Source organism: Streptococcus oralis (assembly GCF_901543815.1).
GTDB lineage: Bacteria > Bacillota > Bacilli > Lactobacillales > Streptococcaceae > Streptococcus > Streptococcus oralis_CM.
This window is the reverse complement of sequence record NZ_CABEIU010000002.1, coordinates 939,915-963,920: the sequence shown is the minus strand read 5'-3', so window position 1 is coordinate 963,920 and position 24,006 is coordinate 939,915. Positions and strand designations below refer to the sequence as shown.

Annotated in this window: 24 protein-coding genes and 1 pseudogene; 7 read left to right on the top strand and 18 right to left on the bottom strand. The window is 39.2% G+C overall.

Annotated elements, in window-relative coordinates; translation table 11 throughout:
- Window positions 1–7: 7 nt before the first annotated feature.
- Entirely contained in the window at window positions 8–364 is a 357-nt protein-coding gene (locus tag FQT28_RS04875) for a type II toxin-antitoxin system PemK/MazF family toxin (protein ID WP_143989586.1), read from the bottom strand.
- On the bottom strand, window positions 348–563 hold the full coding sequence (gene mazE, locus FQT28_RS04870) for a type II toxin-antitoxin system PemI/MazE family antitoxin (protein ID WP_143989585.1): 216 nt from the start codon (window positions 561–563) through the stop codon (window positions 348–350). The genes FQT28_RS04875 and mazE overlap by 17 nt, the downstream gene beginning before the upstream one ends.
- 209 nt (window positions 564–772) lie before the next feature.
- Between mazE and ylqF the strand changes: the two genes are divergently transcribed.
- From ylqF to FQT28_RS04855, 3 genes are read left to right on the top strand one after another with little or no spacing between them, the layout of a single operon-like run.
- Entirely contained in the window at window positions 773–1,624 is an 852-nt protein-coding gene (gene ylqF / locus FQT28_RS04865) for a ribosome biogenesis GTPase YlqF (RefSeq protein WP_143989584.1), read from the top strand.
- Window positions 1,611–2,390 carry a ribonuclease HII gene (locus FQT28_RS04860; protein ID WP_143989583.1) on the top strand — a complete coding sequence of 260 codons (780 nt, stop codon included), beginning with the start codon at window positions 1,611–1,613 and terminating at the stop codon, window positions 2,388–2,390. Before ylqF ends, FQT28_RS04860 begins: the two co-directional genes overlap by 14 nt.
- A gap of 12 nt (window positions 2,391–2,402) precedes the next feature.
- Window positions 2,403–3,953, top strand: a complete 1,551-nt coding sequence (locus FQT28_RS04855; protein WP_143989582.1) for a ClC family H(+)/Cl(-) exchange transporter — start codon at window positions 2,403–2,405, stop codon at window positions 3,951–3,953.
- Between the two features lie 762 nt (window positions 3,954–4,715).
- On the opposite strand, the pseudogene FQT28_RS04845 reads toward FQT28_RS04855, so the two are convergent.
- Together FQT28_RS04845 and FQT28_RS04830 are read right to left on the bottom strand one after the other, a co-directional pair.
- Window positions 4,716–5,350: pseudogene (locus FQT28_RS04845) on the bottom strand (IS982 family transposase); the annotation flags it as partial.
- A 472-nt stretch (window positions 5,351–5,822) separates the two neighbouring features.
- Complete coding sequence (locus tag FQT28_RS04830) at window positions 5,823–6,512, bottom strand: hypothetical protein (RefSeq protein ID WP_260663447.1); 690 nt, start codon at window positions 6,510–6,512, stop codon at window positions 5,823–5,825.
- A gap of 630 nt (window positions 6,513–7,142) precedes the next feature.
- Here FQT28_RS04830 and FQT28_RS10210 point away from each other — a divergent pair.
- The 4 genes from FQT28_RS10210 to xerS all read left to right on the top strand — a co-directional run bounded on the left by FQT28_RS10210 (window position 7,143) and on the right by xerS (window position 9,234).
- Entirely contained in the window at window positions 7,143–7,559 is a 417-nt protein-coding gene (locus tag FQT28_RS10210; protein ID WP_313769809.1) for a zinc-ribbon domain-containing protein, read from the top strand.
- 33 nt (window positions 7,560–7,592) lie between these two features.
- Window positions 7,593–7,667, top strand: coding sequence for a zinc-ribbon domain-containing protein (locus tag FQT28_RS10105; RefSeq protein ID WP_472725607.1), 75 nt, complete (start codon window positions 7,593–7,595; stop codon window positions 7,665–7,667).
- 42 nt (window positions 7,668–7,709) lie between these two features.
- The gene (locus FQT28_RS04820) at window positions 7,710–7,877 is read left to right on the top strand and encodes a zinc-ribbon domain-containing protein (protein WP_398575127.1); all 168 of its coding nucleotides are present in this window, start codon (window positions 7,710–7,712) and stop codon (window positions 7,875–7,877) included.
- Between the two features lie 286 nt (window positions 7,878–8,163).
- Window positions 8,164–9,234: a tyrosine recombinase XerS gene (gene xerS, locus FQT28_RS04815; protein WP_125448377.1), complete on the top strand. Its 1,071-nt coding sequence runs from the start codon at window positions 8,164–8,166 to the stop codon at window positions 9,232–9,234.
- 71 nt (window positions 9,235–9,305) lie between these two features.
- Here the strand turns inward: xerS and FQT28_RS04810 are convergent, their stop codons facing one another.
- From FQT28_RS04810 to FQT28_RS04745, 14 genes are all read right to left on the bottom strand, one after another.
- Window positions 9,306–10,295, bottom strand: coding sequence for a lipoate--protein ligase (locus tag FQT28_RS04810; RefSeq protein WP_143989580.1), 990 nt, complete (start codon window positions 10,293–10,295; stop codon window positions 9,306–9,308).
- A 195-nt stretch (window positions 10,296–10,490) separates the two neighbouring features.
- On the bottom strand, window positions 10,491–12,194 hold the full coding sequence (gene lpdA, locus FQT28_RS04805) for a dihydrolipoyl dehydrogenase (protein ID WP_143989579.1): 1,704 nt from the start codon (window positions 12,192–12,194) through the stop codon (window positions 10,491–10,493).
- A 45-nt stretch (window positions 12,195–12,239) separates the two neighbouring features.
- Entirely contained in the window at window positions 12,240–13,283 is a 1,044-nt protein-coding gene (locus tag FQT28_RS04800; protein ID WP_143989578.1) for a dihydrolipoamide acetyltransferase, read from the bottom strand.
- Window positions 13,284–13,737: 454 nt separating this feature from the next.
- Complete coding sequence (locus FQT28_RS04795) at window positions 13,738–14,730, bottom strand: alpha-ketoacid dehydrogenase subunit beta (protein WP_143989577.1); 993 nt, start codon at window positions 14,728–14,730, stop codon at window positions 13,738–13,740.
- A 15-nt stretch (window positions 14,731–14,745) separates the two neighbouring features.
- The gene (locus FQT28_RS04790; RefSeq protein WP_143989576.1) at window positions 14,746–15,714 is read right to left on the bottom strand and encodes a thiamine pyrophosphate-dependent dehydrogenase E1 component subunit alpha; all 969 of its coding nucleotides are present in this window, start codon (window positions 15,712–15,714) and stop codon (window positions 14,746–14,748) included.
- A 178-nt stretch (window positions 15,715–15,892) separates the two neighbouring features.
- A complete protein-coding gene (locus FQT28_RS04785; RefSeq protein ID WP_143989575.1) occupies window positions 15,893–17,233 on the bottom strand; it encodes an MATE family efflux transporter in 1,341 nt (446 codons plus the stop codon).
- 41 nt (window positions 17,234–17,274) lie between these two features.
- Window positions 17,275–18,543, bottom strand: a complete 1,269-nt coding sequence (locus FQT28_RS04780) for a dihydroorotase (RefSeq protein WP_143989574.1) — start codon at window positions 18,541–18,543, stop codon at window positions 17,275–17,277.
- 12 nt (window positions 18,544–18,555) lie between these two features.
- The gene (locus FQT28_RS04775; RefSeq protein ID WP_143989573.1) at window positions 18,556–19,020 is read right to left on the bottom strand and encodes an NUDIX hydrolase; all 465 of its coding nucleotides are present in this window, start codon (window positions 19,018–19,020) and stop codon (window positions 18,556–18,558) included.
- A 9-nt stretch (window positions 19,021–19,029) separates the two neighbouring features.
- On the bottom strand, window positions 19,030–19,683 hold the full coding sequence (locus tag FQT28_RS04770) for a uracil-DNA glycosylase (protein ID WP_143989572.1): 654 nt from the start codon (window positions 19,681–19,683) through the stop codon (window positions 19,030–19,032).
- Window positions 19,684–19,744: 61 nt separating this feature from the next.
- Window positions 19,745–20,437 (bottom strand): pyrimidine 5'-nucleotidase PynA, encoded by a 693-nt coding sequence (pynA, locus tag FQT28_RS04765; RefSeq protein ID WP_143989571.1) that lies wholly within the window; start codon window positions 20,435–20,437, stop codon window positions 19,745–19,747.
- A 25-nt stretch (window positions 20,438–20,462) separates the two neighbouring features.
- Window positions 20,463–21,167 carry a DNA/RNA non-specific endonuclease gene (locus FQT28_RS04760; protein WP_143989570.1) on the bottom strand — a complete coding sequence of 235 codons (705 nt, stop codon included), beginning with the start codon at window positions 21,165–21,167 and terminating at the stop codon, window positions 20,463–20,465.
- 381 nt (window positions 21,168–21,548) lie between these two features.
- Complete coding sequence (locus tag FQT28_RS10100) at window positions 21,549–22,052, bottom strand: hypothetical protein (protein WP_125449078.1); 504 nt, start codon at window positions 22,050–22,052, stop codon at window positions 21,549–21,551.
- Between the two features lie 287 nt (window positions 22,053–22,339).
- Window positions 22,340–22,882, bottom strand: a complete 543-nt coding sequence (locus tag FQT28_RS04750; RefSeq protein ID WP_125449076.1) for a ClbS/DfsB family four-helix bundle protein — start codon at window positions 22,880–22,882, stop codon at window positions 22,340–22,342.
- Between the two features lie 124 nt (window positions 22,883–23,006).
- The gene (locus FQT28_RS04745) at window positions 23,007–23,918 is read right to left on the bottom strand and encodes a cysteine peptidase family C39 domain-containing protein (protein ID WP_125449074.1); all 912 of its coding nucleotides are present in this window, start codon (window positions 23,916–23,918) and stop codon (window positions 23,007–23,009) included.
- Window positions 23,919–24,006 lie beyond the last annotated feature (88 nt).

Here is a 24,006-nt window from a genome sequence, read left to right as displayed (position 1 = left end):
GTAGGATTTATGTATCTCCGAAGATGTACTGGTAAAGTTGGACGACTTTCTGAAAACACTGCGTGTCCATTCTTGTTATTTTTTGAGCATTACGCATCCGAAAATCAAAGGTATACAGTTGAAATGGATTGACAGCGCCATATACCTTATCCGACGAGACAGGAACGAGCAAGCCTTTTTCTGCCAAACCTTGTTGGCCATGAGTGATGGGACAGACAGCCACAAAACCAGTTTGCAGGGCATATTCTCTCCTAGAAACAACCAAGGCAGGTCGCCTTTTCTGAATCTTCCGACCGACTGATGGATCAAAATCCAGCCAAATGATATCCTGCTTTTCAGGAATATACTCAGATTTCGCTATCAAGTGACCTTACCACTTCAAAATCGTTTGTCATTCTCAAATCAGTAATCCCCTCAAAAGGATCTTTTAGCTTAGGAGCCAAGACAATAACCCCATCAACCCCCTTGTAGACAACCATTTCTTGACCTTCTGTCATCCCCAAATTTTTAGGAATGGTCACAGTGAGAGAATTCCCCACCTTCCGAGTCTTTACTGTATTCATTGCTCTACCTCCACGAATTAGTATACACTAAGTATATACCTGTTAGCAAAAAAAGTCAAGCAAATGTTTAATTACATAAATTAAGTTATGTGCTATAGTGTGGTTTTATTTTAGTCAAAGCCTGTGCAAAAGCACCTAATTTATGATAGAATAGATGGTGAGAAAGAAAACGTTTTATTACGTTTTTTTAGTCGGAAGGAGAAAATATTATGGCTACTATTCAATGGTTTCCGGGCCACATGTCTAAGGCTCGGCGACAGGTTCAGGAGAATTTAAAATTTGTTGATTTTGTGACGATTTTGGTGGATGCTCGCTTACCTCTATCTAGTCAAAATCCTATGTTAAATAAAATTGTTGGTGACAAACCAAAACTCTTGATTTTGAACAAGGCAGACCTTGCTGACCCAGCAATGACCAAAGAGTGGCGTCAGTACTTTGAATCACAGGGAATTCAAACATTGGCAATCAATTCTAAAGAGCAAGTTACTGTAAAAGTTGTGACAGATGCAGCGAAAAAGCTCATGGCTGATAAGATAGCACGCCAGAAAGAACGCGGTATCAAGATCGAAACCTTGCGTACCATGATTATCGGAATTCCAAATGCCGGTAAGTCAACTCTCATGAACCGTTTGGCTGGGAAAAAGATTGCAGTTGTCGGCAATAAACCAGGTGTTACCAAGGGGCAACAATGGCTCAAAACCAATAAAGATCTTGAAATCCTAGACACACCTGGGATTCTCTGGCCTAAGTTTGAAGATGATGCTGTCGCACTCAAACTAGCCTTGACTGGAGCAATTAAAGACCAGTTGCTTCCAATGGATGAAGTGACCATTTTTGGTCTCAATTATTTCAAAAAACATTATCCAGAAAAGCTAGCTGAACGCTTCAAACAAATGAAGATAGAAGAAGAAGCGCCTGTTATCATCATGGATATGACCCGTGCCCTTGGTTTCCGAGACGACTACGACCGCTTTTACAGCCTCTTCGTGAAGGAAGTCCGTGATGGAAAACTCGGTAACTACACCTTAGATACATTGGACGACATCGATGACGACGATTAAAGAAATCAGAGAACTTCTTGCCACTGTTAAAAAATTAGACAATCCTCTTTTTCTAGAATTCGAAAAAGATACTCGTTCTGGAGTTCAAAAGGAAATCAGCAAGCGTAAAAAAGCCATTCAGGCAGAACTGGATGAAAACCTTCGTTTGGAATCCATGCTTTCCTATGAAAAAGAGCTTTATAAACAAGGATTGACCCTAATAGCAGGTGTTGACGAGGTTGGTCGTGGTCCACTGGCTGGACCTGTGGTCGCTGTAGCGGTTATCTTGCCGAAAAATTGTAAGATTAGAGGCCTCAACGATAGCAAAAAGATCCCAAAAAAGAAACATTTGGAAATCTTTCAAGCTGTTCAAGACCAAGCTTTGGCAATCGGCGTTGGAATCATGGACAATCACATCATTGACCAAGTCAATATCTATGAAGCAACTAAGCTTGCTATGAAAGAGGCAATCTCCCAGCTCAGTCCCCAACCCGAGCACCTCTTGATAGATGCCATGAAACTGGAGTTACCAATTTCACAAACCTCCATTATCAAAGGAGATGCTAACTCCCTCTCGATCGCAGCTGCATCTATAGTGGCCAAGGTGACACGAGATGAATTGATGAAGGAATTTGATAAGCAATATCCTGGCTATGATTTCACGGCTAATGCAGGATATGGAACAGCTAAACATCTAGAAGGATTGGAAAAACTAGGTGTCACCCCAATTCACCGAACCAGTTTTGAACCAGTCAAAACGCTGGTTTCAACTAAGAAAGATAAGTAAGAGGAAATGATTATGGAGGAACAGTCAGAAATACTTCGATCCAAGAAAGAATTTGCCTTTGCATCAAGTACCATATTATCCCAAGTTGGACGAGGAATCATTGTTGGTCTCGTCGTCGGTCTCATCGTCGGATCCTTTCGTTTCTTAATCGAAAAGGGCTTCCACCTGATACAAGGATTCTATCAAGATCAAGCGCACCTAGTCCGCAATCTTTTTATCATTGGTCTATTTTATGTATTCGTTTGCTGGCTCAGTGCGAAATTGACTCGATCGGAAAAAGATATCAAGGGTTCAGGAATTCCTCAAGTCGAAGCCGAATTAAAAGGACTCATGACTCTTAACTGGTGGAGTGTCCTCTGGAAAAAATATATTCTAGGGATTCTTGCTATTGCCAGTGGCCTTATGCTAGGTAGAGAAGGGCCAAGTATTCAACTTGGAGCAGTTGGTGGTAAAGGCATTGCCAAGTGGCTCAAATCTAGCCCAGTAGAGGAACGTTCCTTGATTGCCAGTGGTGCTGCAGCAGGATTAGCAGCTGCCTTTAATGCACCAATCGCAGGTCTTCTCTTTGTTATAGAAGAAGTTTACCACCATTTTTCACGCTTTTTTTGGGTCTCAACTTTAGCGGCCAGTCTCGTAGCAAACTTTGTTTCTCTGCTCATATTTGGCCTAACCCCCGTACTGGATATGCCAGATAACATCCCTCTCATGACCCTAGACCAGTATTGGATATACCTCCTTATGGGAGTTTTTCTCGGGCTTTCTGGTTTTCTCTATGAGAAAGCTGTACTCAATGTTAGTCGAATTTATGATTGGCTTGGTCAAAAAATTCATTTGGATAGAGCTTATTATCCAATCCTAGCCTTTATCCTCATCATACCAGTCGGAATTTTCTTGCCACAAATCCTTGGTGGTGGAAATCAGGTCGTTCTTTCTTTGACTGAGCAAGATTTTAGTTTCCAAGTTCTTTTAGCTTACTTTTTGATTCGCTTTGTTTGGAGCATGATTAGTTATGGAAGTGGTCTCCCAGGAGGAATTTTCCTTCCCATTCTGGCGCTTGGTTCCTTACTTGGTGCCCTGGTTGGTGTTATTTGTGTCAATCTTGGACTTGTCAGTCAGCAACAATTCCCTATATTTGTCATTTTAGGAATGAGTGGCTACTTTGGAGCAATTTCCAAGGCTCCCTTAACTGCTATGATACTCGTAACCGAGATGGTTGGAGATATTCGCAACCTCATGCCACTTGGCTTAGTGACTTTAGTCGCCTACATCATCATGGATCTGCTCAAGGGTGCTCCGGTATACGAAGCTATGTTGGAGAAAATGCTGCCAGAAGAAGCGACAGACGAAGGAGAAGTCACCCTCATTGAAATCCCTGTATCTGATAAAATCGCTGGAAAACAGGTTCACGAGCTCAACTTGCCACATAACATCCTCATCACCACCCAAGTCCATAATGGCAAAAGCCAAACAGTTAATGGCTCAACCAGAATGTATCTGGGTGATATGATTCACCTAGTTATTCCAAAAAGTGAAATTGGGAAAGTCAAAGATTTGTTGTTGTAGATGACGTTTACATAATTTATGTTATGTATTTTGAATTATGGATTTCTTAATAATAAATTACATTAGAAAACCGATTCTCAGAAATGAGATCGGTTATTTTTTCAGATAAGATATTTCACATATAACTAATTGAACTTTGGTAAAAATAAGACTATAATTAAGTTAGAAATGATAAAGCATAAAGCTAGAAAGGAGTTTACTGTATCAAATCTGTACAGTAAGATTAAAATCATGAAAAAGAAAACAATAGCAATTATACAATGTATTTTGTATCTCATAGCTCCTTATATAGCTCTTCAGTTATGTAGAATGAACAGAAGTTTCGTTACTGATAATCTCTTTTTTATTTTCCTTATTCTGCTGACTATTTCATTCTGGTTTAGTATTTGGAAACTAGAAAAAGCACTAGATAATGATTCACAATAATAACTCCAAAGATTTAGATTTGTTTTACACAGGTTTAAGTCTTTTTTAAAAACTAAAAGTTTATGTACAATTGACTTAACGTGAGCTAAACTATTGATACAACTGAATTAGAAGCATAAAGTCCATTCTTTAAGGAGTGTACTTTATTTTTATTTTGTACATTATTTTGAAGTGTTATTTTGTATATTTTCTAGTTCATAACTTCATCTGATTTAAGGAATTGATTTGTACATTTTTACTCTAATAGGTGCAGAAGAAGTAGTGGTTCAATTGTACATTTTTTGCTACTCATTTAAGGTCTTATTGATAGTAAGATATAGATTTTTACTCGTGGTGCTAGTTAATCTCAAAGTATCTCAGATTATAAGTCAGTACAATTTGCTCCATTCTCAACTGCAATCCTGTTAAGCCTCTAGCTAGTGTTTGTTCGACATCAAAAAAAGCACAAAGTTCTGAAAATCGAGTTTCAATAGTCCGTCTCATAGCCATTAGTTTCCAATGATTATGTTGTTTAGCTCTTACCATCTTTTGACGTAAAGGCGTCCAAAGATGGTAACCTTTCTGTTTCAACTGTTCTCTGAGTTCATAGCTAAGATAAGCTAAATCAGCTAAAACATAGGGTTGAGAACAATTTTCTAGTAAGTCATCAACTGCCCTAATATCATGTACTGAGGCAGGCGTTACAACATAATTCAGAATATAGCCTGATAGGGTGACCAGCATATGTACTTTGAATCCATAGAACCAAAGGTGCTTAGAGGAATTGTAACCAATGTCGGCTAGTTCATTAAAAACATGTGCTCTATGGTTACGGACTGGTTGACAAAGTGATAAGGGGAAACTATCTATGATGACAATGTTATTGGGAGAAATTTGAGTATTTTTATGGCTTGCCGAATAATTTGGACTAACCAAATCAACTGCCTTGACCGTCGATTAAACCGACTTCTTTCAAGGAGACACCCACAAGGATTCTTGTTAGAAGCACCGAATCAATCAAGAAGGATCACCCAGAGGTTCCAGCATTTGAAGAATATGACGAGCTACTTGAAGAAATCAAAAAATCCCTATAAAGGGATTTTTTTATACCTATAATACCTTGTGCAAAATAGTCGTATATATCAAAATCAGAGTCACGTTACCTACTATTAGACCAAAAGTCGCAAGCAAGGTCTTTGCTGTACCCGGCTTAAAATCTGCACTAATCAAATATGGCCAAAAGCATACCATTGGGAGAATGGCTATTAACACGCATACATAGGTAGGAAAGCTTGTCCAAAGAAAGCATGTCGTCTCTAACCAGTGACCCCATGAAGGTATCACTATTTTACTTATAGTGAAAAGTATGCATATAAGGTGGACCACTAGAAGATAAATAGCATACTTTGTCTTACTTAGTACTTTTTTCTTTTTCATTTTGCCTAATTATCCCTGTAAATTCTTCTATCGCTCTGCTGCAATATTAGAACTAAAATTAAAATTAACTATATCATTATTCGAATCAAGGTCTAAATTCATAAAATAATGATTCCAAAAGAATTCATTGTTACCTGCTCCCCACTGCACGCCATAATGACTCAAATATTCATCTCTTGGCTCGCTTAGAGTCAGCCATATTTTTTTCCCAAATACTTTCGTGAACTCGTTTTCGTCAAGCTTCTTTAGCAAATCTATACCATCTATATTATATGAAATTCCATATTTTTTGGCAACAGCTGTGCACTCAGAATCGAAGCAAACCTGCGTAACTACACAGTCCTTCAGCTCCGTACTCTTCCTCTTATCTCCGTAAACACCTATACATCCGAGAACTACATTCTTCTTTACAAGAAGATAGGTAGATCGCGTAACTGCTGAGTCATATGACTTAAAGCCGTTTGGTACGCTAACCCCAGCTCCTTGGTATTTAGTATAGCTTCCCGTTGTCAAAAGCTCGTTATAATTAGGATAATCATGTCTACCATTTGACACATAAATTTCAAACCCCTTGTCTATCAAATCCGAAATCTTAGTCTCTGTAAGATGAATTTCAGTTCCGTCAATTTTAAGTGGAGGTGCGTTATCAGGTAGACCTACAATTATATATACAAACATCAAAAACACGAATATCATAAGCACTGCAACGATACTCATCCAAGATTTCCCGGTTCTCCTTCGTGCATTGAAAAGCGACATTATAGAAGGCGTGATTATAGCAGCACCAATTGGCGCCGCCCCATGACGGAACATACTCATGACCTTAAAGGCAATTACAGCGCTAATTAGTATTAAAATTATGTGCACTGCATAACTCTCCTACGCTTAGCTTACTCGTCCTAGTCTGATTATTTGCCGGGGCATCGTACACTGGAACACCGTTCTCAAAGGTGTTCTTCATTCTAAAACGCAGCCAAAACAATATTCCAATAAACACAAATGCCAAAAACACTAGCATTCCGATAAAAACTAATTTTTTCATCTGTAACCTTTTCTCTGACCTAATTATCGTCCATCAAAATTCATATCTAGTCTACCACATTTTGAAATTGTTTTACAATATTTACATACTTGTGCACGAATCAAAAATGTATACAAGCTTTTCAGAGTATTTATTCTTTACACCTCTTTTCCGCTATGTTAAAATTGTATTAAGCTTAATACTTGTTTTATTCTAAACGTGCGCATCATTTTAGCGCAAAAAACAAATTTAATTCCGTTGTTTCTGTAGTTAACTTTTTTATCGAAGTAATTCAGGAGTCCTATATTCAATATTAGGATGCATTAATCAAAGAGGTAACATCAGTAGGATCCGAAAATAAAATATTTACTTGGATTTGTGATTGTTGCGAATTAGAATTCAATGAAAAGTTAGGTATTGTTTTAGATGTATTTACCAACAGTGACTTTAATAATCTTAACTCTATTTGTCCTTACTGTAATAAAAAAATCCCTAAACCAAATGAAAAAATAAGCTTCGCTAAACCGTACTTAATCAATGAATGGGTGAAAGAACTTAACGGAGATATTGACACTTTCTTTTATGATTCAAATATAATAGTTGATTGGATTTGTCGTAAATGTCACAGGAGTTATAAAGCGAAAATTTCTGAACGCTCCGAAAACGACCAATGTTGCCCATATTGTTCATTTAAAAAGACTGCAAAAGTTATAACGATCTTGAAACAACACATCCTTGGTTAATTAAAGAATTGGTCTATATTAAATAAACAAGAAATGTCTTCAGTAAGAGTTAATTCAACATATACCGCATGGTGGAAATGTCCTGTATGCACTGGAGAATATCAGTAAGTCATTATAGCAAGTCCAACTGAAATCACAGAGTTGAGTAATATGTCTGTATGGTGGATATGTCAAGAAAATCCAGAACATCGTTATAAAATTCAAGTTAAAGAAAGAATGGCATACAGAAAACGAAATAAAAAGGCATGTTCGATTTGCAAAGGTTACAGAAGAAAGCAAGAACATTTTATACAGTTTAAAAAAGATATAAAAAAATAAGAACACTTTAAGTAAAGTGTTCTTATTTTGTCAAAATGTACATTTGAAAAGTTTTTAGTTTTCACTTAGATAAAGTACATATTACAGTAGATGGACAGCTTTTAAAATTTCCAGTATTCACTTAAATAAAGTACATAATTAAGAATAATTAGCTCTAAAAAAATTTTTGGTTATTTTTCTTCACTTAAAAAAGCTCCCATAACATTTTTCCGAAAAACTATAATTTTCTTGAAAAATATACGAGTCTATGCTATACTACTAGTAGACTTAATTATGGAGAAAATACATGAAACGTGAGATTTTACTGGAACGAATCGACAAACTGAAACAAATCATGCCCTGGTATGTTCTGGAATACTACCAATCAAAGCTTGCTGTCCCCTATAGTTTTACAACCTTGTACGAATACCTTAAGGAATATGATCGATTTTTTAGCTGGGTTTTAGAGTCTGGCATTTCAAACGTTGATACAATGGCCGATATCCCCTTATCTGTCTTAGAACATATGACAAAAAAAGACATGGAATCCTTTATCCTATATCTACGTGAACGCCCATTGCTGAATGCCAATACAACCAAGCAAGGTGTCTCTCAGACAACTATCAATCGAACCTTATCGGCACTTTCTAGTCTTTATAAGTATCTAACCGAGGAAGTTGAAAACGAGCAAGGAGAGCCCTATTTCTATCGTAATGTAATGAAGAAAGTTTCAACCAAGAAAAAGAAAGAAACCCTTGCTGCCAGAGCTGAAAACATCAAGCAAAAGCTCTTTCTAGGTGATGAAACAGAAGGTTTTCTAACTTATATCGACCAAGAGTACCCTCAACAACTCTCAAATCGCGCTCTCTCATCATTCAATAAAAATAAAGAACGTGATTTGGCCATTATTGCCCTTCTCTTGGCCTCAGGTGTTCGCTTATCTGAAGCTGTTAATCTGGATCTAAGAGACCTCAATCTCAAAATGATGGTTATTGATGTCACTCGAAAAGGGGGGAAACGTGATTCTGTTAATGTCGCTGCTTTTGCTAAGCCTTATCTTGAAAATTATCTCGCCATTCGAAATCAACGCTATAAGACGGAAAAGACAGATACAGCACTCTTTCTGACCTTATATCGTGGTGTTCCCAATCGTATCGATGCTTCCAGCGTTGAAAAGATGGTTGCTAAGTACTCTGAAGACTTCAAAGTCCGTGTAACTCCCCATAAACTACGCCATACCCTAGCAACTAGACTCTATGATGCAACTAAATCGCAAGTTTTGGTCAGCCACCAGCTAGGACACGCCAGTACGCAAGTCACTGACCTCTATACCCATATCGTCAATGATGAACAAAAGAATGCTTTGGATAGTTTGTGAAATACATAAAATAAATTATGTAAATGATAGTTCGAAAAAGAAGCTAGTCATACAACCAGCTTCTTTTCTTTTTATCCCACTACTGCTTCAGCGATTTCTTCTCGGCTAATACCAGCAAAGTAGCGTGTGATGTCAATAGTTTCTAAGGCCTTAAGGACATCTTCGCGTTCGTATTTTACTCCACGAAGGACATCTTCTACAGCTGCTACGTCTTCGATACCAAAGAAGTCACCATAGATCTTGATATCTTGGATTTTTGATTCAATGACGTTGGCAAAAATTTCAACTTTACCACTAGTGAATTTTGTTCCACGACGAATGTTAAATTCAGGTGATTTACCGTAGTTCCAGTCCCAAGTTCCAAACTTGGTATCTTTGATGTGATTGATTTCAGCCAATTCTTCCTCAGAAAAAACGTATTCGGTCATCTCTGGGTACTCTTTTTTCATGTATTCCAATAGCAAATCACGGAATTCTTCAACTGTGATTTTTTCTGGCAATTCATTGATAATATTGGTTACACGGGCACGGACGGATTTCACACCTTTTGATTCAAATTTATCTTTTGAAACTTTCAAAGCATTGGCAAGGACTGATAAATCAACGTCAAAGAGCAAACAACCATGGTGCATGATACGGCCATTGATATAGGCTTGGGCATTTCCACAGAACTTCTTACCGTCAATCTCAAGGTCGTTACGACCTGTGAATTCAGCTTTAACACCAAGTTGAGCCAAGGTATTGATTACTGGAGTTGAAAAACTCTTGAAGTCAAAGGCACGGTTTTCATCTTCTTTTGAGATAATCGTGTAGTTGAGATTGTTTAGATCGTGATAAACAGCTCCGCCACCACTGATACGACGGACTACCTCAATACCATTTTCTCGAACATAATCACGGTTAATTTCTTCGATAGTGTTCTGGTGACGCCCGACGATGATAGATGGTTTGTTAATCCAAAGTAGGAAGATTTGATCCTCATCCAATAGATGTTTAAAGGCATATTCTTCCAAGGCGATATTAAAAGCAGTGTCGTTTGAATGATTGATAATATATTTCATAGTATTTCCAAAAATTTAGTTTTTAAATTCTGTTCATAGCAATCCAATTTTCTAAAGTGGTAAAAAGAAATGTAACGTGTTATCGTTACATTTCTCGGAAAAATTGTGACAAGAGGCTCAATTTTTAGGCATGGAACTCTAATAGAGGTCGCTGCCGTCCGTACTACTTTAAGAAAATTTAGTTGAAAATCTTATTTATTTTTTCTTAGGTGAATGGATAGCCATTCCTAAAACATCCGCAAATGCTTCGTACATCACTTCAGAGTATGTTGGGTGTCCGTGGATGGTCTTCAGCATTTCTTCAACAGTTATTTCCATTTCGATGATGCTTGACGCTTCGTTGATCAATTCTGCAGCTGCAGGACCGATGATATGGACGCCAAGGATTTCTCCGTATTTCTTATCTGCAATGACTTTAACGAAACCTTGAGCCGCATCAGAAGCAATGGCACGTCCGTTAGCTGCAAAGTTGAATTTACCGATAGCAACATCGTATTTCTCACGAGCTTGCTCTTCTGTTAAACCTACTGCTGCTACTTCAGGAAGAGTGTAAATGGCTGCAGGAGTTAAGTTAAGTTTCGCTACAACATGGTTTCCTTTAAGCGCATTCTCAGCTGCTACTTCACCCATACGGAAGGCAGCGTGGGCCAACATCTTAGTACCATTGATATCACCTGGTGCATAGATACCTGGAACAGAAGTTTCCATGTATTCGTTGACCTTGATACGACCACGATCCAATTCAAACTCAACATCGCCAATACCTTCAAGATCTGGAACACGACCGATTGAAAGAAGAGCTTTGTTTGCGATGATATCGTCTTTTCCTTCAACTTTGATACGAAGTTGACCATCTTCCTCGATAATTTCTTGCAGTTTTGTACCTGTTAAGATGGTCATTCCTTTACGCTCAAGGATCAAACGAAGGTTCTTAGAAACTTCAGCATCCATAGCTGGAACGATACGGTCCATCATTTCGATAACAGTTACTTTTGAACCAAATGTCATGAAGGCTTGACCGAGTTCGATACCGACAACTCCACCACCGATGATAACAAGGCTTTCAGGAACTTCGTTCATTTCAAGAATGTCGTCGCTGGTCATCACGAGTGGAGATTCCATACCAGGAACGTTGATCTTGCTGACTTTTGAACCACCAGCAAGGATAATTTTCTTGGTTTCAAGCAATTCAGAACCATTTACCAAGACATTCTTATCTTTAGTGATGGTACCAATTCCCTTATGAACAGTAACTCCGTAGCTACGAAGAAGACCTGCAACGCCGCCAACCAAAGTATTGACAACCTTAGACTTGGTTTCAAGGAGTTTATCCATATTTACAGTGAAGTTTGGATTTTCGATGACAATACCACGGTTTGCTGCATGACCGATGTTTTCGATGATTTCAGCATTGTGAAGGTATGTCTTAGTTGGAATACAACCACGGTTCAAGCAAGTTCCACCAAGTTCAGATTTCTCAACAAGGGCAACCTTACCACCGAGTTGGGCTGCCTTAATGGCCGCTACATAACCAGCAGGACCTCCACCAATCACAACGATATCAAAGGCGTCATCGCTTTTACCGTCGTCGTTTGAGGCACTAACTGCAGGTGCAGGGCTAGCTTCTGGCGCTGCTACTCCAGCTGTTGGGATATTTTCCCCTTCTTCACCAAGGTAACCGATAACTTCCGTTACAGGGACAGTTTCACCATCTCCTTTGAGGATGGCAATCAAGTATCCATCTTCTTCGGCTTCCAATTCCATGCTGACTTTGTCAGTCATGATTTCCAAAAGGATTTCTCCTTCTTTTACAAATTCACCGACTTTTTTATTCCATTGGACGATTTGTCCTTCTGTCATATCCACGCCGGCTTTTGGCATAATTACTTCTAAGGCCATGTCTTACTTCCTTTATCTATATCTCTAAAAATAAATACTGTATTTTTAAACCAACATTGAGATCGGATTCTCAATCAGGGCTTTCAAATCTTTCATAAACTTAGCACCAGCCATACCATCTACGACACGGTGGTCAATGGTTAATCCAAGGCTCATGATTGGTCGGATAACAATCTCACCATTGACAACAACTGGTTTCTCGATTGTCGAACTTACACCCAGAATAGCTGAGTTTGGTTGGTTAATAATAGGACCAAAGGACTGAACGCCAAACATTCCCAAGTTACTGATTGTGAAGGTTGAATTTTGCAGTTCGCTTGGAGCCAATTTACCATCCAAGGTACGTCCAATCACATCTTTAAATGCAACTACCAACTCAGACAAGCTTAATTTTTCAGCATTATAGACAACAGGTGTCATCAATCCATTATCCATCCCAACTGCCATCGCAAGGTTGACATAGTTGTGAGTGATAATAGTTTTGCCATCTTCGGTCAACGAAGCGTTGATGTATGGGTGTTTCATTAAGGTCTTCACAACAGCGAGAGAAAGAAGGTCTGTAACCGTAATTTTCTTGCCAGTTGCTTCCATGATCGGCTCAAGAACCTTCTTACGAAGAGCCAACATTTCTGACATATCGACATCGTAGTTGAGTGTGAAAGTTGGCGCAGTTAGGTAAGATTCAACCATACGTTGCGCAATAACCTTACGCATTGGTGTCATTGGAATACGCTCAATCTCACCATAAGGAGTGATATTGTCTGGAACTTCTTCCACTTTTTCGATTTGAGCAGGAGACTTGATAGTGTCGTTTTCGATATTTTCAGGAAGCAAGGCTAAAACATCCTTCTTCATGATTTTACCACGATGACCTGTTCCTTGGATTTCCTGCCAAGCAATGTTATGTTCGAGGGCAATTCGTTTTGCAAGTGGCGAAATGCGAACCACGTTTGTGTCTTTATAAGTTTCCACGTCTTCTTTGTGGACACGACCGTTTGCACCTGAGCCAGAAACGTCGTAGAGGTTGATACCTAAATCATCCGCTAACTTTCTAGCCGCAGGAGTCGCTCTTAGCTTGTCATCAGCCATGACCTCTCCAATTCTAATTATGATACTAAGGGCGTTTAAAAGCGACCAAAAAATAGGAAATCAACGCAGACTTCGATGAAGCCAAGGAGATTTATCTTTTTCTCGAGCTTTTAGCCCGTGTTCGAATATAAGATATTAAGGACGAAGAGGGCAATGAAAAAATAGGAGATTGACGATGTGTTCGATGAACACAAGGAAATCTATCTTTTTTTCGCAGACCTCCGTCCGAATTCAATTACAACTCTACAAGTAACTTGGATACAACACGCATCTCAAGTTGCTACGGTTGCCGCTATTAGGCGGTCAACCTAGTAGACTTACTAAGTCACTCATCGAATAATAACAATTCGATTCGTTCCTGTCGCAACTTTACAAACAACTTGGATACAAAACATATCTCAAGTTGTTAAAGTTAAAAAGAACAATTGTTTTACATAATTTATCTTATGTAGTTCTATTCTTTGTTATAGGTTTTTCGGATTGCATCTTTGATGCTTTCAACGGTTGGAATCATAGCATTTTCTAGGTTTTGTGCGTAAGGCATTGGCACATCTTCTCCTGCACAACGGCGGATTGGTGCATCTAGATAGTCAAATGCTTCTGATTCTGAAATAATTGCTGAAATCTCTCCGATATAGCCACTTGTTTTATGGGCATCGTTGACCAGTACGACCTTACCTGTCTTCTTCACTGAGTTAATGATGATATCCTTATCAAGTGGAACAAGGGTACGTGGGTCCACAATTTCAACTGAAATTCCTTCTTCAGCTAATTCTTCAGCAGCTTGAACCACACGACGAAGCATTTTACCGTAAGTAACGACTGTTACATCCGTTCCTTCGCGTTTGATTTCCCCAACTCCAAGTGGGATTGTGTAGTCTGGATCAACTGGCACTTCCCCTTTTTGGTTAAATTCTGACTTGTACTCAAGAATGATAACAGGGTTGTTATCACGGATAGAAGACTTAATCAGTCCTTTCATGTCCGCAGGTGTACCTGGAGCTACAACCTTTAGTCCAGGAATGTGAGTAAACCAAGACTCTAGGGATTGCGAGTGCTGTGCGGCAGAACCAACTCCGTTACCAGCTGCACATCGGACTGTCATTGGAACCTGACCTTTACCACCAAACATATAACGTGTTTTAGCTGCTTGGTTGACGATATTGTCCATGGCAATAACCGAGAAGTCCATGAAGGTCATGTCGACGATTGGACGAAGACCTGTCATGGCCGCTCCTGCTGCTGCTCCAGAGATAGCAGCTTCAGAAATAGGACAGTCACGGACACGTTCTGGACCAAATTCTTCGAGCATTCCAACAGAAGTTCCGAAGTCCCCTCCAAAGACACCGACGTCTTCTCCCATCAAGAACACATTTTCATCGCGACGCATTTCCTCAGACATAGCAAGGATAATGGTGTCGCGGAAGGACATTGTTTTTGTTTCCATTTTATCTCTTTCTCCTTAGTCTGCGTAAATATCTTCAAAGGCTGATTCAAGTGGTGGGAATGGGCTTTCTTCTGCAAATTTAACAGAAGCTTCCACTGCTTCCTTGACTTGTGCTTGGATTTCTTCCAATTCTTGAGCACTTGCAATATTATTTTCAACGAGGTACTTGCGAAGGTTTTCAATTGGGTCTTTTTGTTTCCACAATTCCACTTCTTCACGCGTACGATATTTACCAGGGTCAGATGATGAGTGACCAAGCCAGCGATAAGTTACACTTTCAATCAAGACTGGACCATTGCCACCACGAACATGGTCTACGGCTTTCTTAAATCCTTCATAGACATCAATGACATTGTTGCCATCTTCGATAAACATTCCAGGAATTCCATAAGCAGCACTACGTTGATGAATGTGCTCTACATTGGTCATTTTCTTGATATCCGCAGAGATACCATAGCCGTTGTTAATGCAGTAGAAAATAACAGGAAGTTTCCAAATAGAAGCCATGTTCACTGCTTCGTGGAAGACACCTTCGTTGGTCGCCCCATCTCCAAAGAAACAAACAACGATTTTTCCAGTATTCTGCATTTGCTGACTGAGAGCTGCACCAACAGCGATTCCCATACCACCACCTACGATACCATTGGCACCAAGGTTACCAGCATCAAGGTCAGCAATGTGCATGGAACCACCTTTTCCTTTACAGGTTCCAGTGTATTTCCCAAGGATTTCAGCCATCATTCCGTTGAGGTCAATCCCTTTGGCGATAGCTTGACCATGACCACGGTGATTTGAGGTAATCAGATCATCTGGATTGAGGGCCAGCATAGCTCCGACGTTAGCAGCTTCCTCTCCAACAGAAAAGTGAGTCATACCAGGGACTTTTCCCTTTTTCACTAACTGAGCAATTTTTAAGTCCATGCGACGGATTTCTTCCATCTTACGGAACATCTCTAGCAAAAGATTCTTATCTAAAGTTGACATAATCTTGCCTTTCTAACTTTGTACTTACCTTACTATTTTACCTTTTTTAGTATACACTGTCAAAGTATATGACCGATAAAATTTCACAATATAAAAAAATAAACCCCTGTTAAAACAGGGATTCTCTCTAGTTAGAGCATTTTTTCACAAAGTGATTTTTCAGGATAATTTCTTAAAATTAGCTCAATTTTTTCATTACGGTTTGCAATCGCCATTGATACAAACAACCAGAAACAATTAAGCTGGCAATCAACCCAATCCAGTAGGCAAATGCCCCTAAGTCAGTTGCTTGATCTAGTAGATATCCTAGAGGTATCGCTACTCCCCAGTATCCGATTAGGCCAAGATAGAAAGGAACGATAGTGTCCTTATACCCTCTTAAAATCCCCTGAAGCGGAGCTGCAACGGTGTCAGCTAACTGGAAAAAAAGACTATAAGTTAGGAAGGTAGATGTTAGTTCAATGAAGTCAGGATTATTGCCATATAAACTGGCTACGACATCTCTCAAAATATAGAGAAAGCTCAATGTAAAGCCTGCAAATATCAGTGCTATACAACGTCCAAGTTTGATATAGGTCTTAGCATCATCAAAGCGCTTAGCTCCTACCTCATAAGAAACAACGATGGCCATGGCAGAAGAAATACTCATGGGAAAAGCATACATGAGCGTCGAAAAGTTCATGGCTGACTGGTGGCTGGCAATAATCATAGACGAAAACTTAGCCATAATCAAACCAACGACTGAAAAAATAATAACCTCAGCAAAAACAGTTCCACCGATTGGTAAGCCCAAGCGAATTCCTTCCATGATTCTCTCTAAATTCAGAGAGGCACCTTGTTCTAAATGAAGTTCTTTTAGGTTTTTCTGCTTCAAAAGGATGATGACAGAGATTCCAAGGAGACACCAGTAAGCTAGAGAAGTTCCCAACCCTGCTCCTGCGCCACCTAACTCTGGAAACCCAAAGGCTCCGTAGATCAACAAATAGTTAAATCCACAATTTAAAGGTAGCAGTAAAAGCATGAGGTACATAGATAGCTTGGTTAAACCGAGAGAATCAAGTAACGATCGGATAACGCTAAAGAGCAACAAGGGAATAATTCCGATAGACAAATACCAAAGATAACGAACTGAGACCACCGCCACTTGGGCTTCTAGTCCGATATGGTTTAAGACTGGAGGTGCTAGAAAAAGCACCATGCCAAGCAAAACCAAAGACAGTCCAAACGCCAAATAAATAAATTGGTAAAAGTCAGATGCCACTTCGTTCTTTTTCCCCCGTCCTAGGTGATGACCGATGATGGGCACCATGGCCGAAACAATCCCTGTTAAAAAAGTGAAGAAAGGATTCCATAGACTCGTTGCAGTTGAAACACCAGCCAAGTCCATGGTATTGTACTGCCCAGTCATGGTTGTATCCACAAAAGAGGCAGAATAATTGGCAAACTGATAAATCAGGATAGGGAAAAATATCTTAAGAAATAAGACAAACTTATCTTTAAATTGATGGGTTGGATACATATACGCTCTCTATTCTTATAGTTTATAGAGCAGAGTCCCATCTAGTTTTGGTAGATGATTTGTCCCTTACAGATAGTATATTTGACCTGCCCTTTTAAAGTTTCCCCTATAAATGGAGAATTAGATGATTTTGAAGCGAAGTTTGGACCAACAGTACGATCAGCCTTGTCATCAAAGATAGTGATGTCCGCTGGACCATTTTCAGCCAAGTAGCCTGCTTCAAAGTTGTAAAGTTTGGCTGGATTGACCGTCATTTTTTCTAGCAATTCCATTAAGCTTAGCTCACCAGCTTCCACCAAATAAGTCAAGCCAAGAGATAGAGAGGTTTCCAAACCAGTCATACCAGATGGTGCTTTAGTGATATCCTCTACATTCTTCTCATCCGCATGGTGAGGCGCATGGTCTGTGGCAATCACAGAGATAACACCCGACTTGAGACCTTCAATCACGGCACGACGATCTGACTCCAAACGAAGCGGAGGATTCATTTTAGCATTACTACCTTGCGTCAAGAGGAGGGCTTCTGTCTTTGAGAAATGCTGAGGGGCTACTTCTGCTGTGACATGAGCACCCAAACCTTGAGCGAACTCCACCACCTTGACACTTTCCTCCTTAGACAAATGCTGAATATGGACATGAGCCTTGGTTGCATAGGCAATCATGACATCACGCGCAATCATAGCATATTCTGCCACCCCTGTCGCACCACAGATCTTGAAGTGGTCTTTAGCGATTTTTTCGTTAAATCCAAGAATCCCATTCAAACCTGGATCTTCCTCATGAAGACTAATAAAAGTATTAAGTTTTTTAGCTTCTTCCATGGCTTCCTTGACCACTTTACTGCTCTCAAGCGGAATACCGTCATCAGAAAAACCAACAGCTCCAGCTTCTAAGAGTGCCTTAAAGTCTGTCAAGTCTTGGCCATTAAAGTTCTTAGTAATGGTCGCAACTGTCTTGACGTTAATCTTTTCCTTGGCAGCTGACTGGAGAACTTCTTGAAGAGTCTCTACATCCGAAATGGTTGGACTAGTATTAGCCATCATGACAACGGTTGTAAAGCCACCTGCAGCGGCTGCTAGGGCCCCAGTATGGATGTCCTCCTTGTGGGTTTGACCAGGTTCACGGAAATGAACATGGATATCGACTAGTCCAGGCGCAACAACAAGTCCCGTAGCATCAAGCACCTCTGCCCCTTCTTCCTTGATTTTGGCAGCTATTTTGACAATTTTCCCATCTTGCACTAAAACATCACACACTTGATCCAAACCAGACTTGGGATCCATTACACGACCATTTTTGATTAGTAGCATCTGCTTTCTCCTTTATTCATAGAAATCCACTTGGGTATCCAACAATTTATCCCCATCATAAACAAACTTTGCTGAAAAGAAGGGTTTATCTTCTAAAAGCCACTCAACAAAGGTGTGGTCACCCTCCCAAGTTGGCTTGCTCAAAACTTCATCATAGGGAACCCATTCTAATGTTCCCTCGTTGCATTCAATCAACTCACCTTCAAACTCTGTCACCTTAAAAACATAGGTGTACCAGTCTAAATCTGTCGTGAATTCTGGAAAAGTGATGACACCTTTTAGAACTGGCTTGGCTTTGAGGCCTGTCTCTTCGAGGATTTCACGCGCTGCGCACTCCTGAGGTGTCTCTCCTCGCTCTAGCTTACCACCCACACCAATCCATTTGCCTTCGTGGACATCATTGGGCTTCTTATTACGATGGAGCATGAGCAGTTCTTTTCCGTTATCAATGTAGCAAATTGTCGCTAACTGAGGCATATTTTCTCCTTATCTAAGCCAATCGATTGGCTCTTGTTCGGTCTCTTTTAAGAATGCATTAGCCTTGGAAAAAGGCTTGGAACCCCAAAATCCTCTGTAAACAGATAAAGGACTTGGGTGAGCTGATTCGATAATCAAGTGATGAGGATTGGTAACCAAGGCCTTCTTCTTACGTGCATAGGATCCCCAGAGTACAAAGACTACTGGTCTGTCTAGATGATTGACAACCTGAATCACAGCATCTGTAAAAGGCTCCCATATCTGCCCAGCATGGCCATTGGCCTGCCCAGCAGGAACGGTCAAGCAAGCATTGAGAAGTAAGACTCCTTGCTCAGCCCAAGATGTCAAATCATGAGATTTCTTAACGCCGATATCATCTGACAATTCTTTCAGAATATTTTGCAAGGATGGCGGAGCTGGAATGGTATCCGGTACAGAAAAACTTAAGCCCTGCGCCTGACCTGGTCCGTGATAGGGATCCTGCCCCAGAATCACCACCTTAACCTCTTCTAGAGGTGTTGTCAATAGAGCCTGAAAAACTTTTTCCTTAGGCGGATAGACTGTTCCTTGCGCATAGACCTGCTGCATAAAGTGGTTTATTTGCCCAAAATACCCCTCAGGTAATTGCTCCTTAATCAAAGCATGCCAAGATGAGTGTTGCATCGCCAACTCCTTCGTTTTTACTGCTTCTATTATAGCAAAAAGTGGCTATGGAAACCACTTTTTACAGTTTATCTAGGAGATCTAGAAGAGCTTGATAAGACTCAACTTCATAAGTCGGCTGGGCTTGCGTCTTATTTTCCAGATGATGGGGATTGTACCAGATAGTGTTGATTCCAGCATTATTTCCACCTTGAATGTCAGCGGTTAGGGAATCTCCAATCATCAGCGCCTTTTCTTTGTTGAAGCCTTCAATCTGCTGACCGATTTTTTCGTAGAATAGTGCATCAGGCTTTTGGGTTTGCAACTGCTCAGAGATAAAGACTTGGTTGAAATAAGGAGCCAGACCCGACTGAGCCAAACGACCTGTCTGAATAGCAGTTATTCCATTTGTCGCAGCGTACAGCTCATAATCACGCTCGATAAGGCTGTCCAAGAGTTCATGAGCACCTGAAAAAGTTTGTCCCTGTTGGGCTAAGTAAAATTGGTAACGCTGGGCAAGTAACGTACCGTCTTTTTCCAGTCCGAAATGAGCAAATAAACGAGAAAAGCGCGTGTTAACCAGCTCTTGTTTACTAATTTTCTTTTGCTCCAAGTCCTTCCAGAGAGCCTTGTTCATGGGAACGTAATAGTCTTTATAGGCTTGAATGTCTGCAACCCCTTCTTCTTTTAAGAGTTGGGTCAGTGCAACATCCTCAGCAGCATCAAAATCAAGCAAGGTGTGGTCAAGGTCGAAGAGTAGAAATTTGTAGGGCATTGAGTTTCCTTTCTGAGTAGCCAATTTACATAGATATCAGTAATTCTTGATTTAATTTCCAATCTGAATAATCAATACCATTATTTCTTCCGTATTTCACATTAGGAACAAATACATGTAAATCCCTTAAGTGATTTTTATTATTTGATATTGCTTGAAGAAGTATACCTCGTGGTACATTTTCTAAATCATTATCATAGATTGCCTCAACTTGATAAAAAACCCTAAAGTCGGTTTCAGATTCAGTAATACTATCTTTGATTAGTTGCTCATAAACACGTTGAGAATTGCCGTAGCTTGTATTTAATTTAAAACCTCTACCGTTTGCCCACGGTGTTAGAGGTACAACATTTTCAAGATTTGTTTTTCGTGAATTAAATTCTGTTTCAGGCAAGTTACCTATCAACATATATGCTAGTAAATGACCAGTATGAAATATTGATCCCTTGAATTGACTTTTTCCTTTTGAAGTATTTTTTGCAATCGTTTTGTGTGAAAGTAATGCTTGTCCAATAGTGAATCTGGACGATTTCTCTATATTTCGAGCAAATTCATCTAGGTTTGGCAGTTTTTCAAAGATTTTTGTATCAAAATTTACAAAATTAGGTAAATCAAAACTTCCATAACCATTATAAAATTTTTTTAATTTTTCTATATCATCAATTTCTAATTGTTCCAATACAGATTCTGTGATACTATATACTGCCTGATGAAGGTGAGGGTAACCCATATTTCTACTCCTATTAAAAACAAACTAACAACCTTATTATAACATATAAGTAGATAAAACTTCGAAACTAATTCAATTTTACTTTTATGAATTTATCCCAACACTTTTGTTCTACCCTAATTTTTTTGATGGAATTAGACTATCATATAGTGTTTTCACCCCCCTCTATTCATCCGTAAACAAAAGAAAAAGTGGGCAAGAAATCATAATTCTATTTCCTGCCCATTTTTGAAAGTAAAGATTGCGGTTTTATTATCGGTGATGACTACTTGCTCTAAAAATGTATGCCATAGTTTTTCATTGAAATCTGTTATGATTTCTTCATACTGTAAATAATCTGAATTGATTTAAAGGACTCAAAATTTCCAATACTGGACTCCTCTACCTCAACTCCTTGGCTATTCTGCTCTTTTCAAGTTTTCCCTTGGTAATTCGTTTACATAATAAAAGTAGGTTCAAACTATAAGATAGGCGTACGAGGAAATAATTAACCCATTCGATAAGGGCAAAAAGCTGTATTAGTGTGGCTATAATAGCCACTTGGAAACTCTGTGTATTCCAGACAATAAAAGGAAAGCCTGAAATAAGTAAAACAAGGTCTAGTATTCTGAAACCAACATATAGTTTGGGCACACTTCCACTTCCGAACTGGGGATTCGACAGTCTTCTAATCAAAATTGCCCAATAGATTGAACCTTGAAGCAAAATAAATGTCAGTAAAGACAAAGGATAGAGAATGGTTGCTAGACTATTCCAATCACCAAGTCGATTTTTCAAAAGGAAAAAACACAACCAAAAGGATAGGACGGCTGTGAACTCTCCCAAACAAAGGGACACCAACACTTTTCTAACTTTCTCTTTTTGTATGTTCATCATCTCCCCCATCTATCTATCATCCTATATTAGAAAAAAGCCATTCGAACCAGTAGTTTATAGTCAAAATTTCACAGAATCAAGACATTCTAAGCATCGAACAGCTCTATTACTTTAATATCATTGTAATTCTAAACTTAGAATTACATTAAAATAAATGTTTTAGGTTTATTCTAAGTCTATGATAGCCTTAAATTTTAATTTTTGAAGGATTCTAAAGCTAGAATTGTTCAAAAATCACGAGAATGAAGCTATTCGAAGCTTAGAAGAACCTTTGGTGAATTTCAATAGCACTTCAACTAGCTACTCTTACAATTTCTCTGATGAGCTTTGAGCTTTTTAATAGCCCAGTCATAGTGACTGGAAGTGGCACTCACAAAGTAGGAACCTAGACTTGTTCCTCCCGTCCACTTATAGACACCTTTTGTAAACAATTCGTCATTGCTGAAGCCTTCCATCAACTCTAAAACCTCTTCATGCGATTGATTGAGGAGTTTGGTTGCTTCTTCTAAGGACGTTCTCTGGTGCTTCTTCCAAAAAGCGACATTCATTTCCCCATAAGTTTTCCAATTATAAGGTTCAGGGAGAAAAGGTCTTTCATGACCCTTTTGATTGGAATGTACCCAGGTCAAAAGTAACTGATGCCATTCATAGAGATGGATCAGAACATCCCGTAGATTTTTATCTCTTTTCCAGTGAGCTTCTTTTTTCTTTTGGTCTTTTGAAAAATCAAAAGGAGTCTGTAGTTCCTCTTCACTTAATTTAGATATAAAGTGATTGAGCTTTTCATAGTTTTCCTTAGAGGCTAACACTAATTCTTCTTTCGTTCTTGGTCTAGGCATAGGAGTTCTCCCTTCATTTTTTAGTTGGATATGCTATTTCCTCACTTCATTATACCATAATCAAAAAGCAGTTCTTTACGAAAAACTGCTTTTACTGACTATTTTTTAATGCTTAGAGTCACTACTATACATATAAATCTTTAAAGAGACCATCCAATTCTGCTATCTGATAGAGCAAGCGGGATAGTTCTTGGTAATCTTCTTTTAAACATGAAAGGTGGGCTTGGCCAAATAGAGTAGCCAATTCCTCTTTTAACCTTGCCCCTTCTGGATCATGCACTTTTAAGAACTTACTGAGATAGAGATTTCGAACAGCAGCAAGTTTAAAGCTGAAATACTGATGCAGTTGTTTTTGCTCTGTATTTAAGCCATTTTCAGCAACTGCTTTTGCATAGCATTCCAAAACACCGTTTTGGCCATTCAGATATCGGTTCTTCATAATCCTTGCTGTTTCTTGATAGATTTCAGTCTGACTCGGACTCTTGACCTTCTTAAAATTTCCCCACATGGAGTAGGCTCCGCGCTTATAGTCAATAGCCTCTGCCTTCCAGGCTTCTAAGATGTCATTAAAAGCAACCTTCATACAGGCAAAACCAGCTGGATCATGCAAATAGAGATACTGATCATCAATGCCATACACGGTTACAAAATGATCCACACCATAAAGGATTGTGTGATTGGGATTGTAGGTCAGATGCCCCATATCAAGAGGTCCCAGTACGACAGGCCCATTGGACAGAAAGGTTTCCAACTTTCTTTTAATCTCTTCCAAATCTACTTCCGCTCCATCCTTTAGATAGAAGTCCTCATAGTCAAATCCAAGTATTTTTAAAGAATGAGAGATAGAAAGATCTGGCATTCCGTTATCAAAGAATACTAGAGGGTGCTGGTCATCTTCCCTTACGATACTAGCGCCATTGCCCATTACCATAATTGCCTCTAGAAAGTCTGCTTTAAAGTCATGGCCATAGCTATCCAGTGCCATTGCCAATGAATAGCTATAGCAAAGTGACACATCTCCAAAATACATCTGCATATTCATGCCTCCTTATCTTCTATGGGACTATTATACCGAGAAAACTATTCGCATGCCCCATAAAATCCAAACAAAAAATATGGTATGT

Excerpts from the sequence above, each read along its gene's own strand:
- lpdA (WP_143989579.1), bottom strand. The coding sequence starts at position 12,194 with ATGGCCTTAGAAGTAATTATGCCAAAAGCCGGCGTGGATATGACAGAA.
- FQT28_RS04785 (WP_143989575.1), bottom strand. The coding sequence starts at position 17,233 with ATGTATCCAACCCATCAATTTAAAGATAAGTTTGTCTTATTTCTTAAG.
- FQT28_RS04820 (WP_398575127.1), top strand. The coding sequence starts at position 7,710 with ATGTCTGTATGGTGGATATGTCAAGAAAATCCAGAACATCGTTATAAA.
- FQT28_RS04830 (WP_260663447.1), bottom strand. The coding sequence starts at position 6,512 with ATGAGTATCGTTGCAGTGCTTATGATATTCGTGTTTTTGATGTTTGTA.
- mazE (WP_143989585.1), bottom strand. The coding sequence starts at position 563 with ATGAATACAGTAAAGACTCGGAAGGTGGGGAATTCTCTCACTGTGACC.
- FQT28_RS04790 (WP_143989576.1), bottom strand. The coding sequence starts at position 15,714 with ATGTCAACTTTAGATAAGAATCTTTTGCTAGAGATGTTCCGTAAGATG.
- FQT28_RS04860 (WP_143989583.1), top strand. The coding sequence starts at position 1,611 with ATGACGACGATTAAAGAAATCAGAGAACTTCTTGCCACTGTTAAAAAA.
- FQT28_RS04760 (WP_143989570.1), bottom strand. The coding sequence starts at position 21,167 with ATGGGTTACCCTCACCTTCATCAGGCAGTATATAGTATCACAGAATCT.
- FQT28_RS04855 (WP_143989582.1), top strand. The coding sequence starts at position 2,403 with ATGGAGGAACAGTCAGAAATACTTCGATCCAAGAAAGAATTTGCCTTT.
- FQT28_RS04800 (WP_143989578.1), bottom strand. The coding sequence starts at position 13,283 with ATGGCTGATGACAAGCTAAGAGCGACTCCTGCGGCTAGAAAGTTAGCG.
- pynA (WP_143989571.1), bottom strand. The coding sequence starts at position 20,437 with ATGCCCTACAAATTTCTACTCTTCGACCTTGACCACACCTTGCTTGAT.
- FQT28_RS04745 (WP_125449074.1), bottom strand. The coding sequence starts at position 23,918 with ATGCAGATGTATTTTGGAGATGTGTCACTTTGCTATAGCTATTCATTG.
- FQT28_RS04780 (WP_143989574.1), bottom strand. The coding sequence starts at position 18,543 with ATGCTACTAATCAAAAATGGTCGTGTAATGGATCCCAAGTCTGGTTTG.
- FQT28_RS04770 (WP_143989572.1), bottom strand. The coding sequence starts at position 19,683 with ATGCAACACTCATCTTGGCATGCTTTGATTAAGGAGCAATTACCTGAG.
- ylqF (WP_143989584.1), top strand. The coding sequence starts at position 773 with ATGGCTACTATTCAATGGTTTCCGGGCCACATGTCTAAGGCTCGGCGA.
- FQT28_RS04775 (WP_143989573.1), bottom strand. The coding sequence starts at position 19,020 with ATGCCTCAGTTAGCGACAATTTGCTACATTGATAACGGAAAAGAACTG.
- xerS (WP_125448377.1), top strand. The coding sequence starts at position 8,164 with ATGAAACGTGAGATTTTACTGGAACGAATCGACAAACTGAAACAAATC.
- FQT28_RS04750 (WP_125449076.1), bottom strand. The coding sequence starts at position 22,882 with ATGCCTAGACCAAGAACGAAAGAAGAATTAGTGTTAGCCTCTAAGGAA.
- FQT28_RS10100 (WP_125449078.1), bottom strand. The coding sequence starts at position 22,052 with ATGGGGGAGATGATGAACATACAAAAAGAGAAAGTTAGAAAAGTGTTG.
- FQT28_RS04795 (WP_143989577.1), bottom strand. The coding sequence starts at position 14,730 with ATGGAAACAAAAACAATGTCCTTCCGCGACACCATTATCCTTGCTATG.
- FQT28_RS04810 (WP_143989580.1), bottom strand. The coding sequence starts at position 10,295 with ATGAAATATATTATCAATCATTCAAACGACACTGCTTTTAATATCGCC.